Consider the following 17910-nt stretch of genomic DNA (forward strand, 5'->3'; position numbering starts at 1 on the left):
GAACGCGAAGAGTTCGCGGAATTCTTCGCCACGATATTCGGCTCACTGAGGTGATCTCAGCGAAATAAGGCGGGCGATTGGGATTTCTTGGACGCCGCCGGTGGCGTTCCGGGCCTTTCGGGAGGAGTCGCCGAAGGCCGGAAACAGACGTGGAGCCCCCGGTAGAAGAGGTCTCACCACAAGAACACTCAAGGCCGAAAGGCTCCACGTGATTGCTCATCGTGCCACGCTCGACGTCTCCCGCGCACTCGTTCAGTACGTCGCGCGACTCCTGCACGAGGAACGCCGACTGCGCGGCACCCCGAAGGGAAGCCGGGCGCTGAGCCCGTTCCGGCAGGCGGTCATGGTAGTGCGCTGGTTCCGCGGCGAGCACGATGTCCCGAAACTCGGCCGTGACCACCGCGTCTCACGGGCCACCGCCTACCGCTACATGCACGAGGGCATCGAAATTCTCGCAGCTCAAGCCCCTGATCTGCACCAAGCCCTCGACCGGGCCCACATCGAAGGACTGCCGTACGTGATCCTTGACGGCACCCTCATCCCCATCGATCGCTGCGCCGAGCAGACCCTCAGCGTCAAGGGCGAACCCATCGACGCCTGGTACTCCGGCAAGGCCCACCAGCACGCCGGCAACCTCCAGGCAGTCTCCGCACCGAACGGGCTGCCCTTGTGGATCGCCGACGTCGAACCCGGCTCCACCCACGATCTGACCGCCGCCCGTGCACAGGTGCTGGGCGCGCTCTACGCCGCAGCCACACGCGGCCTGCCCACCCTCGCCGACAGCGGCTACGACGGCGCCGGAATCGGCATCCACACACCGATCAAACAGCCGGGAGGCAACCAAGTCCTCAGCCCGGACAACCGCACCTACAACCGCCTTCTACGCGCCCTACGCTGCCCGGGCGAACGTGGCTTCGCCCTGCTCAAAGGCCGCTGGCGAACCCTCCAGCACATCACCGTCAGCCCAAGCCGAATCGGCCACATCGCTCGCGCGGCACTTGTCCTCACCCATTTCGAGCACGACTACCTGCTCGCAATTCGTTGAGATCACCTCACTGCCGCGCTCCGACCAGCGTAGCGCGGCCGAGTCCTACGTGCTCGGGCTGCTGCACGCGGGCGGGCGCAAGTCCATCCAGCGCATCGCCGACGAGGTGGGCGGCCCGCACAACGGGCAGTCGCTGCAGCAGTTCGTCAACCAGAGCCGCTGGGACCCGCGGCCGGTCCGCCGCTCCGTCGCCGACGTGCTGTCGGCCGGCGCGCCCCCGGCCGCGTGGCTGGTGGAGGAGGTGGCCTTCGCCAAGCACGGCCGCTGGTCGGCGGGCGTGGAGCGCCAGTACGTGCGCGGCCTCGGCCGTACGGTCAACTGCCAGGTGGGCGCGGCGGTGCTGATGAGCTCCGGCGAGGCGGCCGTGCCGGTCAACTGGCGGTTGTGCCTGCCGCAGTCATGGGAGGCCGACCACGACCGGCGGGCCAAGGCGCACGTGCCCGACCAGGAGCGGCACCGGCCCTTCGGCGAGCACGTGATCGACCTGGTCGACGACCTGACGCTCGACTGGGGCACCCCCGTCGCGCCGCTGGTGGCCGACCTCACCCACGTCCGGGGCGCCGCCGACCTGCTGCGCGGCCTGGAGGACCGCGGCCTGGACTACGTGGTCCAGGTGGACGCCCGCCACCGGGTCAGGGCCTCGATGAGCGTGGTGCGCGGGGGCGGCCCGCGGGCCCGCGTCGCGCTGGCCGAGGCGGCGCAGGCCGCGGCCGGCGTGGAGCGGCGCACGGTGGCCTGGTGGGAGGGGCCGCGGGGGCGGTCGCTGCGTTCGCAGTTCGTCCTCCTGCCGGTCTCCGACGAGCAGGCGCGCTCGCGCCGGCTGCTGATCGAGTGGCCGCTCGGCCGGCCGCGGCCGCGCGCGTTCTGGCTGACGAACATGTCCGTGCCGGCGCGGGAGCTGGTCGCGCTGGCCAAGTCCCGCTGGCGGGCGGCCCACGCCATCGGCGAGCTGGCCGGGGGGTTCGGGCTGTTCGACTACGAGGGCCGTTCCTTCCACGGCTGGCACCACCACGTCACGCTGGCCTCGGCCGCCTACGCCTTCGACGTGCGCTGGCGGCTGGCCGCCGGCGCCGAGCCCGCGCTGCTGCCCGCGTGAGCACCCGCACGACGCACGAGGAGTCACACCGCTCGATGAAGCCGAAAGCAGACAAGCAGGTCACCTGGGTCGAGCTCTTCTTCGACCTGGTCTTCGTGTTCGCCGTCACCCAGCTGTCCGACCTGCTCCACCGGGGGCACGGCTGGGGCAGCGTGGGGCAGGCCGTCGTCGTGCTGGTGCCGACGTACTGGGCCTGGGTGGGCATGGCGGTGCACGCCAACACCCGCGACGTCAACAACACCCCCGACCGGCTGGGCATCCTGGCGCTCAGCCTGTGCGGCCTGTTCATGGCGCTGGCCACCCCGCTGGCCTACGAGGAGCGCGGCCTGATGTTCGGCGCCGCCTACTTCGCCCAGCGCTCGCTGCTGGCCGCCCTGTACTTCCGCGGCCGGCCGTTCGAGCTGGTCAACCCCTTCACGCTCTCGGTGTGCGTGACGGGGCCACTGCTGCTGGCCGGGGGCCTGCTCGACAGCGGCACCCGGGTGTGGGTCTGGGCCGCGGCCGCCGCGATCGACCTGGCCGCGCCGGTGCTGACCCGCAGCCACCTGGTACGCGTCACCTTCCACCCCCATCACTTACCCGAGCGGTTCGGCCTGCTGCTGATCATCGCGATGGGCGAACCGATCCTGGCCATCGGCGCCCAGGCGTCGTCGGCGCGCCCGCTCGCCGTCGGCTCGATCACCGCGGTCGCCGCGACGTTCGTGCTGGCCTGCGCGCTGTGGTGGGTGTACTTCATCTTCGCCGCCGAGTCGCTGCCCAAGGCCCTGGACGAGGCCGTGATCCGCACCGACCTGATCCGGCGTGTCTTCTCCTACGGCCACCTGGCCTTCATCGGGTCGATCATGGCGATGGCGGTGGGCATGGCCGAGGTCGTCTCCCATCCCGGCCAGGTCTTCAGCGCCCCCGTGACCGCGTTGCTGTTCGGCGGCTGCGCGCTGTACTTCACGACGTTCTGCTACGCCCGCTGGCACATCTTCGGCAAGTGGTCGAGGCCGCAGCTCGCCATGCCGGTGGCCATCCTGGCGATCATCCCGATCGCGTTGCAGGCGCCGGCGCTGCTGTCCGTGGCCGCGCTGGTGCTCGTGGTGATGACGTTCAACTTCCTGGAACATTCGCGGGCCAGATCCGAGAGCGACGCCTTGACTTAGCGCGCGCTCTAACCGGCAGGGTGAGGGCGGCGGCGCCCGTCGTGCGGACCGCCACCAGGACCTGAGCCGAGGTGGAGAACTGAGGAGCGTCATGAAGAATCCCGCTGTTCGAGTCGCGGTCGCCTATCTGGTGTCCGCGGTCGTCGGCGCCGTGATCATCGGCTCGTTCGTCGGCGCGTTGCACCACCCGGTTCCGCACGGCGTGCCGCTCGCCGTGGTGGGCCCGGACGCCGCCCGGCTGCAGCAGGCCGCGGGCGGGGCCGTGGACGCGCGCCCGTACGCCGACGCGGCGGCCGCGCGGGCGGCGCTGCTCCGGCGCGAGGTCGAGGCCGCCTACCTGGGTGGCGAGGGCCGCCTCCTGGTCGCGAGCGCGGGCGGCGACACCGCGGCCCCGCACTTCACCGCCCTGGTACAGCGCGCCGCCGGGCGGCAGCTCGCCGTCGAGGACGTGCGGCCGCTGGCCGAGGGCGACTCCTCCGGCGTGTCCGGCATGTTCTACGTACTGGGCCTGCTGCTGACGGCGCTGGCGACGACCGTGCTCACCATGCGGATGCAGCCGATGCTCAACCGGGGGCTGCGGCTGGCCGTGCTCGCGCTCGGCGCGGTGACCGGCGGCCTGGCGCTCACCTGGGTCGTGGACGGCCTGCTCGGCGCGCTCACCGGCGCCCCGCTCGGGCTCCTGGCCGTCTCCTGCGCGGTGATCTTCCTGGTCTCGGTGGCGGTGAACGGGCTGATGCGCCGCTTCGGGCCGCGCGGCGTGATCGCGGCGGCGGTGCTGTTCATCCCCATCGGCCTGCCGGCCAGCGGCGGCCCGTTCGGCGCCGCGTTCATCGAGCCCTGGTACGCCGCGCTCGGGTACGTGCTGCCCACCCGGTCGGCGCTCGAACTGGTGCGCAGCGTGGTCTACTTCGACGGCGCCGCCCTGGCCGTCCCGCTGACGGTGCTCGGCCTGTGGGCGGTGCTCGGCCTGGTCCTGACGGCTCTGCCGCCGCGCCCGATGCCTCGCCCGGCCGCGCCCGCCGCGCCCGCGGTGCCCGTCGCCGCGCCGGGGGCCCACTGACCGGCCCCTCCAGGACCGGCGCGGCCGCGGGTGCGGGGGTCCGCGTCCGCGGTCGCGCCCTCATCGGGGTGTCAGGTCGCCGCGGGGAGCGCGAGGACCAGCCGGACGCCGGGCCGCAGCGGCTCGGCGCGGACCGATCCGGCGTGCGCCTCCGCGATCTGCCGGACGATGGCCAGGCCGAGCCCCGAACCCGGCAGCGAGCGGGCCGACTCGGCGCGGTAGAACCGGTCGAACACGAACGGCAGGTCGTCAGGCGCGATGCCGGGCCCCTGGTCGGCCACCGACAGCACGCCCGCCGCGTCCACCCGTACGAGCACCGCGCCCCCGGGCGGGCTCCACTTGATCGCGTTGTCCACCAGGTTGGAGACAGCCCGCTGGTCTTGTCCGGGCCGCAGCCGGGCTTGCCGTCCCGGTGGCGGTCATCGCGGCCGGTACCGCCCCGGAGCCGGCCAGCGTCAGCGCCGCCGCCGTCCCGAGGGCCAGCGCGGTCTTTCGTGCGTTCATGTCGGTTGCCCTTCTGGCGGCCGGCCCCCAGTGGCCCGGCCCGCTGCGGCAACTCAACCGCGACCACCTTCACCCCACCGTCGGGGAACCTTAGAAACGCCATAGAAGCGCACACCCCGCCGCGAACGAGCTCCGGCGGCGGGGAATTGTGCCGGGTGCTCGGGGAAGAGACCCATCCGCCCGGCGGAAGGGAAGGCGAGGACCCGTGAGACTTCTGGTGATCTGCAACCGGCAGGCCGGCGGCGTCGGCGAGGACGGCACGCGGGAGGTGCTGCGGCTGCTGCGGGCGGAGGCCGACGTGCGGGTCTGCGACGGCGGCGCGGAGGAGGCCGCGCGGGCGCGCGACGACCGGGTCCCGGTGGTGATGGGCGGCGACGGCAGCGTGCACGCGCTGGTCGCCGCGCTGCTGGAGCACGGTCGGCTGGACGCCGGCCCGATCGGCCTGATCCCCATGGGCACCGGCAACGACCTGGCCCGCTCCCTGGGCATCCCGCTCGACCCGGCCGAGGCGGCCCGCGTCGTGCTGGCGGGGCACGAACGGCCCGTGGACCTGCTGATCGACGACGACGGCGGGATCGTGGTCAACGCGGCGCACCTCGGCGTGGGCGCGCACGCCGCCGAACGGGCCGCGCCGCTGAAGCCGCTGCTGAGCCGGGCCGCGTACGCGGTGGGCGCGGTGCTGGCCGGCGCGGCGACGGGCGGATGGCGGCTGCGGATCAGGGTGGACGGCGCCCAGGTGTGCACCGGCCGCCGCCGCGTGCTCATGGCCGGCGTCGGGAACGGCGCCACGATCGGCGGCGGCACACCGCTGGCCCCGGCGGCCCGGCCCGACGACGGGCTGGCCGAGGTGGTGGTGTCCTACGCCACGGGACCGCTGGCGCGGCTGGCCTTCGCCGCCGGGCTGCGGCGGGGCCGGCATCCCGACCGCCCTGACGTGCGGACCTACCGGGGCAGGCGGATCACCGTCGCGGGCGGCCCCGTCCCGGCCAGCGTGGACGGTGAGCTGGAGCAGGTGGCGCAGAGGCGTACCTGGATCGTGCGGCCGGCCGCCTGGCGGGTCCTGGCGCCGCCCCCGGCCTGACCCCGTTCAGTGCTCGGGGTGCAGGGACTGGCCGAGGTACATGGCGGTGAGCATGGTGAACAGGTACGCCTGGAGGAACATGACGAAGATCTCGAACGCGGTCAGCACGCACGTCATGAACACGCCCAGCACGCCCACCGCCACGCCGCCCACGGTCGGCCGCTCCACCAGGAACCAGTAGCCGACCGCGCTGAAGAAGGCCAGCAGGGTGTGCCCGGCGAACATGTTCGCGAACAGCCGCACGGCGTGGGTGAAGGGCGCGGTGACGAAGATGTAGAACAGTTCGAGCGGCGCGTACAGGGTGATCGCCAGAGCCTTGGGCAGGCCCTCGGGGAACATGGCGTTCCTGAGGTAGCCGGCCAGGCCCTGGTGCCTGAAGCCCAGGTAGAGCTTGAGCACGTAGACCACGCCGGCCAGCACCCAGGGGAAGGCGACGTGGGCGGTGACCGGGAACTGGAGCAGCGGGATCACGCCCATCACGTTCCAGAGCAGGATCAGCAGGAAGAGCGTGAGCAGCAGCGGCATCCAGCGGTCGGCGTCCGCGCCCAGCGAGGGGCGGGCGATCTGGTCGCGGACGAACAGGTAGGCGTACTCGCCCGCGTTCTGCATGCCGCGCGGCACCAGCCTGGGCCGGGAGAAGGCGCCCCAGGCCAGCGCGCACACCACGAGCACGCCGGCGGCGGCCAGCAGCACCGGTTTGGTGAGCCAGAGCGGGGCGCCGTCCCACAGGGCGGGGTAGTCGAACACCTCCGGTCCGGGCGGGCGGAAGTCGTCTGAGGGCATGGCGAAGCTCCTTCAAGGGGTTGCTGGATCCTAAGGAGGTTGCGGGATCCCGCCTGCGTTACGGGATCCGGAGAGGGTTGCGGGATTCAGAGCCAGCCGCGGGACTCGGCCACGCGGACGGCCTCGGCGCGGTTGCGCGCGCCGGTCTTGCTGATCGCCGAGGACAGGTAGTTGCGTACGGTGCCCTCGGTCAGGAACAGGGTCCGGGCGATGTCGGCCACGGTGGCGCCGCCGGAGGCGGTCCGCAGGACCTCGGCCTCGCGCTGGGTGAGCGGACTCGGCCCGACGGTCAGGGCGGACACCGCCAGCTTGGGGTCGATCACCGTCTCCCCCGCCATCACCCGGCGTACGGCCGCGGTCAGCTCGGCCACCGGCGCGTCCTTGACCACGAACCCGGACACGCCCGCGTCGAGCGCGCGGCTGAGGTAGCCGGGCCTGCCGAACGTGGTGACGATGACCACCCGGTGGCCGCGCAGCCGTTCGGCGACCTCCAGGCCGGACATGCCGGGCATCTCGATGTCGAGCAGGACCACGTCGGGGCGGTGCTCGTCCACCGCTCGTTCGACCAGGTCGCCCCGGCCGACCTCGGCCACCACCTCGATGCCGTCCTCCAGGGCGAGCAACGCGGCCAGGCCGCCCCGGACGAGGTCCTGGTCGTCGGCGATGAGGACGCGGATCACGGGCTCTCCAGGGGGACCCGGGCGTACAGCCGGTACCCGCCGCCGGGCAGCGCCCCGGCCTCCAACCGGCCCCCGGCAGCGGCGACCCGCTCCGCGAGCCCGGTCAGGCCGTTGCCACCAACGGCCCCCGAACCCCCGGCCCCATCGGCTTTTGCTCCGGCACCCCTGCCCTCACCCTCAGCCCCGGCCCCCTCAACCCCCTGAACCTTGGCACCGGCGGCCTGAGCCTCGGGGGGTTCGGGGGGTTCGGGCGCGGCGGGTTCGGTCCTGGCGGGTTCGGTGGCGGCGGCGGGGCCTGGGCCGTCGTCGCGAATCTCGACGGTGGCGGTGTGGTGGTCCACGCCGAGGTCGATGCGGCAGTGGCGGGCGCGGCTGTGGCGCACGACGTTCGTGGCGGCCTCCCGTACGGTCCAGGCGAGCAGCGTCTCGGCGGCGGCCGGGACGGGCCCGCCGGCGGGCGAGACCTCCAGCCGGATCCCGGCCAGGCCCAGGCTGTGGGCCGCCGTGCGCAGCTCGCCCGACAGAGAAGGGGCGCGGTAGCCGGCCACGGCGTGGCGCACCTCGTCGAGCGCCTGGCGGGCGGCGCGTTCCACGTCGGCCATCTCGCGGGCGGCCCGTTCCGGGTCGGTACGGGCCAGCCGCGCGGCGAGCTGGCTCCTGATGGTGATCGAGGTCAGCGTGTGGCCGAGCGTGTCATGCAGGTCGCGGGCGAAGCGCAGGCGTTCGTTGTCCACGGCGAGCCGGGCGACGTGGGCGCGGGCCGCGTCGAGCCGGGCGACCATCTCGCCCAGGTGCTTCAGGCTCGCCACCGTCACCGCCTCGACCACAATCACCAGCGGCACCCACCAGACCTGCCCGAACGGCCGCCCGTACGCCGTCAGCGCGGCCACCACCACGGCCGTCGTCGCCGCCACCGACGCGGCGAAGGCGGCCGGCCTGAGGCAGGCCGACAGGGCGCTGACCACGAACACGAACCCGACGTACGCCCATGGCGCCCGCAGCACCGGCAGCAGCGCCGGCGCGGCGGCCACCAGCCCGACCAGCGGCCAGGTCAGCGTCGCCGCGCCCAGGGCGCTGAGCGCCCGCCACATGATCCGCAGCCAGCACGCCGCGAAGACCGCCACCGCCGCGACCACCCACACCACCGCGAGCACGCCGGGACGCGAGGAGAAGAACGACCACAGCGGCCACCACAACAGCAGCAGCCACACGCACGACCCGGCGCGCGCCGCCGTCCGGCCCCGGCCGACCTCCAGCTCCCGCACCGCCGCGTCACCCGTCACAGGGCCCGACGGTAACGCCCGGCGGCCGGCGCGGCGACCGCCGGGGGCTGCCGTCCTTGATTCTCAGCATGGGAACAGCCTGCTGGGAGGGGTCGCGCCGGGTGTAGTGCCAGGCGTCAGAGACGCCGACATGACAAACGTCATGGCCCAGGTCGTCACCCGGAGATCAGGTAGTGGGGAGCGGTGGCATCAGGTGGGGCGAGGGGTGCACGGGGCGGGGGTAGGGGGTGGGCGGTGGGTCAGGACGAGGATGCCTGCGGTGACGAGTCCGGCGGCGTGCACGCACAACGCCGGGACGATGCCCGCGACCTCCCCCAGCACCCCGGCCGCCGCCATGCCGAGCAGCGAGGTGACGGCCTGGGCGCTGCCGAGCAGCCCGATCACGCCGCCCCGCCGCTCGTCGGTGGTGGCCGTCTGGGCCAGCGTCGCGAACCCGGCCATCGCGGCCGCGGCGGGCAGCCCGGCCAGCGCGATCAGCACCAGCGCGGGCCACAACGCGTCCAGTGCGAGGGGGTAGGCGAACAGCGCGAGGTCCAGCAGCCCGAACGCGACCGTCCCCCAGCCGAGGAGCGTCCGCGGCGAGAGGCTGCGCCGGGGTAAGGCCACGGCCAGCGCGCCGGCCAGGCCGCCGACCGCCTGCACCGACAGGAACAGGCCGTACGCGTCACCCTGGCCGCCCAGCACGTCCGCCACGAAGGGGGCGGCGAGCGTGGCGAAGATCCCTTCGCCCACTCCTGTGATCACCATGTACGCGACCAGCAGCCGGATCCCGGCGTTCCCCATGGCCAGCCGCACCCCGGAGGCCCACTGGGCACGGACGGACGGCGCCCGCCCCTCGGACGGCGGCCGGGCCGGGACGCGCAGGCTCACCTGCAGGGCGGCCGAGATCATGAAGCTGGCCGCGTCGAGCAGGACGATCGCGGGCAGGCCGCCCGCCGTGACGGCGACGCCGCCCAGCATCGCGCCGAGCAGACGGGCGAGCTGGCCGCTCTGGCCGTGCAGGGCGTTGGCCCGGACGAGCCCGGAGGCGGGCACCAGCTGTGGGACGAGCGCCCGTTGCGCCGGGGCGAGCAGGGTGCCGAGCACGCCGGTCCACAGGCCGACCGCGTAGACGATCCAGACCTGGCTCGGGTCGCGTACCGCCAGCAGGGGCAGCAACCCGAGTCCGAGCAGCACGTCGGTGAGGACCAGCAGCCGGCGGCGGTCCCAGCGGTCGGCCAGCACCCCGGCCACGGACCCGAGCAGGACGTCGGGCATCCGGGAGACCAGCAGCATGATCGCGGTGGACAGGGTGGAGCCGGTCAGGCGGTAGACGTGGAACGCCAGCCCGGTGCTGATCACCCAGTCGCCCGTCTGGGACACGACGGACGCGGCCAGCAGCCGCCCGAACCCCCGCCCTCCACCCACCAGCGCCCGAACCCCACCATCCCGGCCCGGCGGCTCCGCAGACGGCTGCCCCCCGAACGGCTGCTCCGCGAACGGCTGCTCCGCAGGCGGCCGATCACCGGCACGGTCGGCGGCCGGCCCGGTCAGGCCGGGGCGCTCAGTCACCGGAGGCCGTCGGAGCGAGCGGGATCACCATCTGCGTCATCAGCACCGGCCGGGCCCCTGCGGGACGGGCCGCCGCGTCGTCCACGCGGGCCATCAACGGCCGCAGCAGGTCCGCGACGGCGTTGCCGAGCGCCGCGACCTCCTCCGGGGTGACGTAGAGGTAGGTGTTGCCGATGCCGCCGACGCCCCGCCAGGGCTCCTCCTCGTCCCGCCGGGCCTGCTGCCACTCCACCAGCCGCGACAACGCCCGCTCGGCCATGACCTGCTCCAGCAGGCTTCGGGCGGCCGACTGCTCCGCCCCCGCCACGTCGTCGTCCCACACCTGGACGCTGACGGTGACCTTCCAGGGCCGCTCCCGCTCGTCGCGCGCCTCGGCCTGCTCCACCAGGCCGTACTTGGCCAGTTGCCGTAGGTGGTAGGAGGCCAGCGCCTGGCTGATCCCGACCTCGCGGGCGGCGTCGGCGGCGGTGGTCGCGCCCGCCCGCAACAGCAGCTCGTGCAACGCCAGCCGGACCGGATGGGCGAACGCCCGCATCGCGGCGGGATCGTTGAGGACCAGCCGCCGTCCCGAGGATTCCAAGGACATGCTTGGAATGTTCGGCCGCCTCCACCCCGATGTCAAGGATTCCTTTGGAATCCGCCGGCGATCACCTGACCCCGCAGCTCGAATCCGGCCGTGCACGGATCGCATTACCTGCGGAGTAATCGACGGCATGCAGGCGCATCGGAAGACTGGAGGAATGACGAGGAACACGCGGGACATCGTGGAAGAGTTGCTGCGGCGGATCGTCGAGGGCGATCCCGAGCGGACGTCGGAGTTGTTCGCCGAGCCGGTCGACTGGCAGCTCAGCTGGCCCGCCGAGGGGCATCCGGCGGTGCCGTGGATCCGACCCCGGTCCGGGCGGACCGAGGTGGCCGATCACTACCGCGCGCTCGGGGCGCATCACGTGCCGGAGCTGAACGGCACCACGGTCCGGCAGATTCTGGTGGACGGGCCGGACGCCGTGGTGCTGGGGCAGATCGTGCAGACCGTGCGCGCCACCGGGGTTTCCTACACGTCGCCGTTCGCGCTGCATCTGACCGTCGAGGACGGGCTGATCACCCGTAGCCACATCTACGAGGACAGCCTGACGGTCGCCGAGGCCCTGAGCGCCCGGGGATGAGCGGGAGGTGCGCCACCGGGGAACCCGCGGCGCACGGGATCAGTGGTGGTAGGCGTGGACGACGGCGTGGCCCTTGCCGCGTCCGATGATCCACTTGTTGATCGGGGTCGTGACGAGGAACGCCACCACCAGCGAGATCGCCAGCGCCGTCCAGAACAGCAGGGACGCGAGCCCCGCGTCCATCGCGCCCGGGATGACCAGCATGACGCCGTTGTCGACGATCTCCATGACGAGGATGGACAGAGTGTCGGCGGCCAGGGCCAGGCGCAGCGCGTTGCGCCAGTCCACGCCGGCCTTGAACAGCCCGCGCAGGGTGAGCGCGTACCCGAAGAAGAACGCCAGGACGATGGCCAGGACGACGCTGGGCAGGTTGTGCCAGCCCAGGGCGGTGGCGATCACCATGCCGAGCACCTCGCCGATGGCGCACCCGGTGAGGCAGTGCAGAGTGGCGGAGGCGGCCACTCCCCAGGTCGCGCGCATCGCATGACCATGCTCCGCACCCTCGTGGCGCGCGTGGTCACCGTGGGCGGACTCCTGACGGTGGGCGTGAGAGCCGTGGGCAGCGTCGTGGTCACCGGGAGCGTCGTGGTCGTGGGGGTGGGGGGCGTGATGACCGGGGTCATGCCGGCCGTGGCTCATTGATTCCGACATTGCTACCTTCTAGCTCAAACAGACACATCTCAACCCGCGCAAACCTATACCCCCACCTGTATTCGGCAATGTTCGGTACCCTTTTGCCCCTCGACCAGGTCAGGCGCCCCGCCGCTCCGCCCCCGCGCGGGTTACGGTGATCACCACTGTCCGTACGGCCGGAGGGGTGGGATGGACGACCGTGCCCCACTCCGGCTGCGCGTCAACGGGCAGCCGTACGAGCCTCCGGCGGACCCGCGCGTGTCCCTGCTCGACTTCCTGCACGACCACCTCCGCCTGACCGGCACGAAGAAGGGCTGCGACCAGGGGGCCTGCGGCACCTGCACCGTGCTGGCCGACGGCCGGCGGGTCTACGCGTGCCTGCTGCTCACCGTCCAGTGCGCGGGGATGGAGATCGTCACCGTCGAGGGCCTGGCCGGCGACGAGCTGGGCGCGCGGGTGCAGGAGGCGTTCGTCCGGCACGACGCCCTGCAGTGCGGCTACTGCACGCCCGGCCAGGTCTGCTCGGTCGTCGGCCTGTTGACCGAGCTCCGGGACGGCGTGCCCAGCGCCGCGACGCCCGACCTGACCGCTCCCCCGGGGGAACTGACCGACGCCGAGCTCGGCGAGCGCATGGCGGGCAACGTGTGCCGGTGCGGGACGTACCCCCACATCGCCGCCGCCATCAGGGAGGTGGCCGCGACGTGAGGGAGTTCGCCTACCTGCGCGCGGCGAGCGTGGCGGAGGCCGTCGCGATGGCCTCGGCCGACGGCCCGGCCCGCTACCTGGCCGGCGGGACGAACCTGGTCGACCTCCTGCGGGAGGACGTCGAGCGCCCGGCCAGGGTCGTGGACATCTCGCGCCTGCCGCTGTCGGCCGTCGAGGACCTGCCCGGCGGCGGCCTGCGGCTCGGCGCGCTGGCCGGCAACACGCAGGTCGCGGCCGACGCACGGGTGCGGCGGCGGTATCCGGTGCTCGCCCGCGCCATCCTGGCGGGTGCCTCGCCGCAGTTGCGCAACCGGGCGACCGTGGGCGGCAACCTGCTGCAACGTACGCGCTGCCGCTACTTCTACGACACCGACGCCGCCTGCAACAAGCGCACGCCCGGCGCGGGCTGCGACGCGCTGGAGGGCTTCAACCGCGCGCACGCCGTGCTGGGGGCGAGCCCGAGCTGCGTGGCCGTCCACCCGTCGGACATGTGCGTGGCCCTGGCCGTCCTCGACGCGACCGTCAACCTGACGGGGCCCGAGGGCGCGCGAAGCGTCCCGTTCAGCGGCTTCCACCTCCTGCCCGGCGCGACGCCGCAGGTGGAGACCGTGCTGCGGGACGGCGAACTGGTCACGAGCGTGGACCTGCCGCCCGAGCCGCCGGGACGCGGGGCCTACGCCAAGGTCAGGGACCGGGCCGGGTTCGCGTTCGCGCTGGTGAGCACGGCCGTGCTGCTGCACGTCGAGGACGGCCGGATCGCGCACGCGCGGGTCGCGCTCGGCGGGGTGGCGCACAAGCCGTGGCGCGCCCGCGCGGCCGAGGACCTGCTGACCGGCGCGCCGCCGGACACGGCCTCCTTCGAGCGGGCCGCGAGCCTGGCCCTGGACGGCGCCCGTCCGCTGCGGCACAACGGGTTCAAACCGGTCCTGGCCGCCCGGCTGGTCCGCCGCACGCTGACCGAACTGGCCGCCTTTACATTGTAGATCTGCCGCGCGCCGGGCGTCCCGGGCGAGTAGGTCTGGTAGCCATGACGCTGATGACGTTCTACCCGCCCGTCGAGCCCTACGAGACCGGTCTGCTCGACGTCGGCGACGGCAACGAGATCTACTGGGAGACCTGCGGCAACCCCGACGGCAAGCCGGTCGTCCTCCTGCACGGCGGCCCCGGCGGCGGCCTGCTGCCGGTGCAGCGCCGCTTCTTCGACCCCGGCGCCTACCGGATCGTCCTGTTCGACCAGCGCAACTGCGGGCGCAGCCGGCCGCACGCCGGCGACCCCGGGGTGTCACTGGCGGCCAACACGACCTGGCACCTGGTCGCGGACATGGAACTGCTCAGGCGGCGGCTCGGGATCGACCGCTGGCAGGTGTTCGGCGGCTCGTGGGGGACGACCCTGGCCCTGGCCTACGCGCGCCGGCACCCGCACCGGGTGACCGAGCTGGTGCTGCGCGGCGTCTACCTGGCGAGCGCGGCCGACGAGGCGTGGGCGTTCACCGGCTCGGGGGCGGCCCGGCTGTTCCCTGCGGAGTGGGCGGCCTTCCGCGACGCGATCCCGGAGGCCGAGCGGGACGACCTGCTCGCCGCCTACCACCGCCGCCTGTTCGACCCGGACCCGGAGGTGCACCTGCCGGCGGCGCGGGCGTGGGCGGCCTGGGAGCTGGCGGCCAACACGCTGCTGCCCGCCGCTCCCCCGCCCCTGGAGGACCGGGAGGTGCTGGGCTTCGCCCGGATCGAGGCGCACTACTTCACGCAGCGCTGCTTCCTGGAGGAGGGCGAGCTGCTCGACGTGGCGGCGATCCGGCACGTCCCCTGCGTCATCGTCAACGGCCGCTACGACATGAAGACGCCGCCCGACGCCGCCTGGGAGCTGCACCGCGCCTGGCCGGAGGCCGAGCTGCGGATCGTCGAGGACGCCGGCCACGGCGGCGCCGAACCGGGCACGCTGCACGAGCTCGTCAGGGCCACCGACGGCTACCGCGCGAAGGCCCGTGCACCACAGGATTGATGATCTACACTACGAACTTGTAGTGGTTTTGCGGGACTTGCCGGTCCCGTGCACTTCTGATCACCGTTGTTGACATGTCACCACGTTCGCAGCCTGCCGCGGAGCAAGACGTGATCCGGATCGCCGTGATCGACGACCACGAGCTGATCCGCCATGGGCTGGAGTACCTCCTTCACCGGCACGAGGACCTGAAGGTGGTGCTGCGGGGCTCGTCCGTCGAGGACCTGCGCGGCTTCGACGCCGGGTACGACGTGCTGATCCTCGACCTCTACCTGGCCGAGGACCGGCCCTGCCTGGCCGCGGTCAAGGAGCTGGCGGCCGTCACGCGGGTCCTCATCGTGTCGGCCTCGGGACGGCCCGCCGACGTGCTGGCGGCGATCCGCGGCGGGGCCAACGGCTACGTCACCAAGGACGCCCCCTCCGAGCTCATCGTCGCCGCCATGCGCACGGTGGCCGCGGGCGGCTTCTACCTCTCGGCGGGCCTGGCCGACATCCTGCAGAGCGAGCTGGACGACGCCACCCGCCCGCCCGCCGGGACGAGGACGGTGAGGACGCCGAGGACGCCGAGGTCCGTCCCCGTCTGTCGGCCCGGTAGGAGGAGACCCTGTCCTACATCGCCCAGGGCTTCACCCATGCCCAGGTGGGCCGCCGGATGGGCGATGGAGGCGCTGACCCGCGACGGCTGGATCGCCGACGCCTCGGTCAGGGCGCGGGTGGCGGAGGAGTCGCAGTGGCTGCGCGCCTTCCTGCGCGGCGACGACGGCGATCCGGCCGAGGACGTCGTGGCCGCCCTGGAGGAGGTCGTGCGGCAGGCCGTCGGCAGCGGGCCGCGCGGTGGGCGGCAGCGCCGACGTCGAGACCGCTCCCGGCGAGGGGACGCTGGTGTCGGTGCGCATCCCGCTCCCGTCCGGCGAATGAGGTCCCGCCAACGCACCACAGGCCGCATGACAGACCCGGGCCCGCCGCCCGGTCCACAATCGTGCCGACGAACCCGAACTCTCCCTGGAGGTGGCGGCATGCGATCACACCGGACGGCGGCCGTGCTGGCGGTGGCGGCCCTGGCCCTGTTCCCGTTCACGGGGGCGGCCGCGGACGACGGCCCCGCGAACGGCCGGGCGGCCGCCCGAAGCTGCTCCGGCACGGCCTGCGACGGCAAGGACCCGGCGCTGACGGGCTGCAACGCCGGGTCCTACACCGTGGCGTCCAGGCGCGTCCAGGCCTTCGACGGCTACCTCGAACTGCGGTACGGCCCCGGCCGGGGCCGTACCTGCCAGGTCAACTGGGCCAGGTTCACCAAGCAGGGGCAGGGCAGGCACTACAACGTGTGGGTGGAGCGCACGCCGGTCGGCCGCTCGGCCGGCTACGACGACAAGAGCCTCACCCAGTATTCGGGCGGCGACGAGGGCACCGGGGTCATCTACTCCGACCAGGTGTACGCGCCCAGCGTCCCGGCGCGGGCCTGCGTCGAGCCTGCGCGCGTCCGCCGCGCCGCGGGGACGGGCTCCCAGGTCTGCACGGACGCCGTCTGACCGGGGGCGCGTGCCTCCCGCCGGTGGGGGGCGGAAGGCACGCGGACGGGGTCAGCCGAACCCCTGGGGGCACAGGAAGCTCTTGATCGAGGCGGGCGCGCTCGCCAGCAACGCCGGGCGGCCCTGCTGGGAGCAGAAGTTGCTGCCGATGTCGGCGTCGAGGAACCGCGTGGCGTCGCGCCGGGCGATCAGGTCGATGCCGCCGACGCTCGGGGAGTCGAGCTCCGCGGCGACCCAGGAGCCGACGCAGCGCTTGCGCGCGACCACGGCGTCCTGCGGGAGACTGCCGCCGTTCAGCGCGGCGGCCTCGCGCAGGATCGAGCCCGAGGAGGCGCACGGCAACGTGCGGGGCCTGCTCTTGGTGGGCGTCTCCTCGGGCGTCTCCTCGGGCGTCTCCTCCGGGGTGTCGGTCTCGGTCGGGGTGTCCTCCGGGGTGTGGCTCTCCTCGGGGGTCTCGCTCTCCTCGGGGGTGTCCGTCGGGTCCGGGTCCGCGGAGGTGGCGGGCGGGTCGGTGTAGGAGGAGGTGGTGGGCCCGTCGTCCGGGGACTGCAGCGCCTCCGGCGTGCCGGCCGCGTTCAGCGCGAACGCCGCGCCGACGGCCACGACCGCGACGACCGCGACCACGGCGGCCGCCACCGGCCACAGCTGCGCCCGCCCCCCGGACGACGGCGGCGTCAGCGGTCCCCGCCCGCCAGACGGGGGCGGCGTCAGGGGCAGTGTGCCGGGCGGAGGCGGCGGCGGCGTCAGGGGGAGCGTGCCGGACGGGGGGCGCGGCAGGAGGAGCGTGCCCGACCGGAGCGCGGCGAGCAGTTCCTCCGCCCCGGGACGCGCCGCCCTGTCCTTGGCCAGCGCCATCCGGACCAGGTCGCGCACGCCCTCGGGCACCCCGGACAGATCGGGATCGACGCTCATGACGCGGTAGGCGAGCACGTCGGGCGCCCCGGTGCCGAACGGCGGCCGCCCGGTCGCGGCGTAGGCCATCAGCGCGCCCCAGGCGAAGACGTCGGCGGCGGCGTCGGCCTGGTCGCCCCGGTACTGCTCGGGGCTGATCCAGCCGGGCGAGCCGATGAGCGCGCCGGTGCCGGTCAGCCCGCTCTCGTCGAGGGCGCGGGCGATGCCGAAGTCGAGCACCTTCGCCCCGGACGCGGCCAGGATCACGTTGCCGGGCTTGAGGTCGCGATGGACGATCCCGGCCCGGTGGATGTCGGTGAGCGCCTCGGCGATGTCCACCCCGAACGCGACCAGGTCGTCCGGCGGCAGCGGCCCGTGGTCGCGTACGTGCTCGGTCAGCGTCGGGCCGGGCACGAACTCGGTGGCCAGCCACGGCGGCGAGGCGGCGGTGTCGGCGGACAGGACCGCGACCGTGCACCGCCCGCGCACCCGCGACAACACCTCCACCTCGCGGACGAACCGGTCGTGGAAGTGCGGGTCGGCGGCCAGCCCCGGATGGATGACCTTGACCGCGACCCGTAAGCCGTCGGGCGCGACCCCCGCGTGGACGACGCCCATGCCGCCCGCGCCCATCCGGCCCACGATCCGGTAGGGACCGATCCGCTCGTGCTCGTCCATCTCCAGGGGGCCGAAACCGCCGGGGTCGCTCATCGTGCTCCCGATCGCCGGATCTTCGCAACAGCGACGATCTTATTG

The 17910-nt window shown here is 73.6% G+C and carries 19 protein-coding genes; 11 read left to right on the forward strand and 8 right to left on the reverse strand.

Going from position 1 to position 17910, the window contains the following annotated elements:
• Positions 1–208 precede the first annotated feature (208 nt).
• From ACIHAD_RS34100 to ACIHAD_RS34115, 4 genes are all read left to right on the forward strand, one after another.
• Complete coding sequence (locus tag ACIHAD_RS34100; RefSeq protein WP_397358990.1) at positions 209–1045, forward strand: transposase family protein; 837 nt, start codon at positions 209–211, stop codon at positions 1043–1045.
• The gene (locus ACIHAD_RS34105) at positions 999–2141 is read left to right on the forward strand and encodes an IS701 family transposase (RefSeq protein WP_397358822.1); all 1143 of its coding nucleotides are present in this window, start codon (positions 999–1001) and stop codon (positions 2139–2141) included. The genes ACIHAD_RS34100 and ACIHAD_RS34105 overlap by 47 nt, the downstream gene beginning before the upstream one ends.
• A 35-nt stretch (positions 2142–2176) precedes the next feature.
• Entirely contained in the window at positions 2177–3289 is a 1113-nt protein-coding gene (locus ACIHAD_RS34110; RefSeq protein WP_397358823.1) for a low temperature requirement protein A, read from the forward strand.
• Positions 3290–3380: 91 nt separating this feature from the next.
• Positions 3381–4349 (forward strand): hypothetical protein, encoded by a 969-nt coding sequence (locus ACIHAD_RS34115; protein WP_397358824.1) that lies wholly within the window; start codon positions 3381–3383, stop codon positions 4347–4349.
• A 71-nt stretch (positions 4350–4420) separates the two neighbouring features.
• Here the strand turns inward: ACIHAD_RS34115 and ACIHAD_RS34120 are convergent, their stop codons facing one another.
• On the reverse strand, positions 4421–4744 hold the full coding sequence (locus tag ACIHAD_RS34120) for a sensor histidine kinase (RefSeq protein WP_397358991.1): 324 nt from the start codon (positions 4742–4744) through the stop codon (positions 4421–4423).
• Between the two features lie 314 nt (positions 4745–5058).
• On the opposite strand from ACIHAD_RS34120, the gene ACIHAD_RS34125 reads away from it, so the two are divergent.
• Positions 5059–5934: a diacylglycerol/lipid kinase family protein gene (locus ACIHAD_RS34125; protein WP_397358825.1), complete on the forward strand. Its 876-nt coding sequence runs from the start codon at positions 5059–5061 to the stop codon at positions 5932–5934.
• Between the two features lie 6 nt (positions 5935–5940).
• Here ACIHAD_RS34125 and atpB read toward each other — a convergent pair whose 3' ends face one another.
• From atpB to ACIHAD_RS34150, 5 genes are all read right to left on the reverse strand, one after another.
• Complete coding sequence (atpB, locus tag ACIHAD_RS34130) at positions 5941–6717, reverse strand: F0F1 ATP synthase subunit A (protein ID WP_397358826.1); 777 nt, start codon at positions 6715–6717, stop codon at positions 5941–5943.
• A gap of 86 nt (positions 6718–6803) precedes the next feature.
• On the reverse strand, positions 6804–7397 hold the full coding sequence (locus ACIHAD_RS34135) for a response regulator (RefSeq protein WP_397358827.1): 594 nt from the start codon (positions 7395–7397) through the stop codon (positions 6804–6806).
• Entirely contained in the window at positions 7394–8680 is a 1287-nt protein-coding gene (locus ACIHAD_RS34140) for a sensor histidine kinase (protein ID WP_397358828.1), read from the reverse strand. The genes ACIHAD_RS34135 and ACIHAD_RS34140 overlap by 4 nt, the downstream gene beginning before the upstream one ends.
• 189 nt (positions 8681–8869) lie before the next feature.
• Positions 8870–10231 (reverse strand): MFS transporter, encoded by a 1362-nt coding sequence (locus ACIHAD_RS34145; RefSeq protein ID WP_397358829.1) that lies wholly within the window; start codon positions 10229–10231, stop codon positions 8870–8872.
• A complete protein-coding gene (locus tag ACIHAD_RS34150; protein WP_397358830.1) occupies positions 10224–10817 on the reverse strand; it encodes a winged helix-turn-helix domain-containing protein in 594 nt (197 codons plus the stop codon). Before ACIHAD_RS34150 ends, ACIHAD_RS34145 begins: the two co-directional genes overlap by 8 nt.
• A 154-nt stretch (positions 10818–10971) precedes the next feature.
• Here ACIHAD_RS34150 and ACIHAD_RS34155 point away from each other — a divergent pair, with 154 nt between their 5' ends.
• Positions 10972–11394: a nuclear transport factor 2 family protein gene (locus ACIHAD_RS34155; protein WP_397358831.1), complete on the forward strand. Its 423-nt coding sequence runs from the start codon at positions 10972–10974 to the stop codon at positions 11392–11394.
• Between the two features lie 39 nt (positions 11395–11433).
• Here the strand turns inward: ACIHAD_RS34155 and ACIHAD_RS34160 are convergent, their stop codons facing one another.
• Positions 11434–11874 carry a DUF4396 domain-containing protein gene (locus ACIHAD_RS34160; RefSeq protein ID WP_397358832.1) on the reverse strand — a complete coding sequence of 147 codons (441 nt, stop codon included), beginning with the start codon at positions 11872–11874 and terminating at the stop codon, positions 11434–11436.
• A gap of 9 nt (positions 11875–11883) precedes the next feature.
• On the opposite strand from ACIHAD_RS34160, the gene ACIHAD_RS34165 reads away from it, so the two are divergent.
• From ACIHAD_RS34165 to ACIHAD_RS34185, 5 genes are all read left to right on the forward strand, one after another.
• Complete coding sequence (locus ACIHAD_RS34165) at positions 11884–12036, forward strand: hypothetical protein (RefSeq protein WP_397358833.1); 153 nt, start codon at positions 11884–11886, stop codon at positions 12034–12036.
• 180 nt (positions 12037–12216) lie between these two features.
• Positions 12217–12732, forward strand: coding sequence for a (2Fe-2S)-binding protein (locus ACIHAD_RS34170; protein WP_397358834.1), 516 nt, complete (start codon positions 12217–12219; stop codon positions 12730–12732).
• Positions 12729–13715: an FAD binding domain-containing protein gene (locus tag ACIHAD_RS34175; protein WP_397358835.1), complete on the forward strand. Its 987-nt coding sequence runs from the start codon at positions 12729–12731 to the stop codon at positions 13713–13715. Before ACIHAD_RS34170 ends, ACIHAD_RS34175 begins: the two co-directional genes overlap by 4 nt.
• 50 nt (positions 13716–13765) lie before the next feature.
• Positions 13766–14734, forward strand: a complete 969-nt coding sequence (gene pip, locus ACIHAD_RS34180) for a prolyl aminopeptidase (RefSeq protein ID WP_397358992.1) — start codon at positions 13766–13768, stop codon at positions 14732–14734.
• Between the two features lie 110 nt (positions 14735–14844).
• Positions 14845–16263, forward strand: coding sequence for a response regulator (locus tag ACIHAD_RS34185; protein WP_397358836.1), 1419 nt, complete (start codon positions 14845–14847; stop codon positions 16261–16263).
• A 51-nt stretch (positions 16264–16314) separates the two neighbouring features.
• On the opposite strand, the gene ACIHAD_RS34190 is transcribed toward ACIHAD_RS34185, so the two are convergent.
• Positions 16315–17865 carry a serine/threonine-protein kinase gene (locus ACIHAD_RS34190; RefSeq protein ID WP_397358837.1) on the reverse strand — a complete coding sequence of 517 codons (1551 nt, stop codon included), beginning with the start codon at positions 17863–17865 and terminating at the stop codon, positions 16315–16317.
• Between the last annotated feature and the right edge of the window lie 45 nt (positions 17866–17910).

Source organism: Nonomuraea sp. NPDC052265, from assembly GCF_044547985.1.
Classification (GTDB): Bacteria; Actinomycetota; Actinomycetes; order Streptosporangiales; family Streptosporangiaceae; genus Nonomuraea.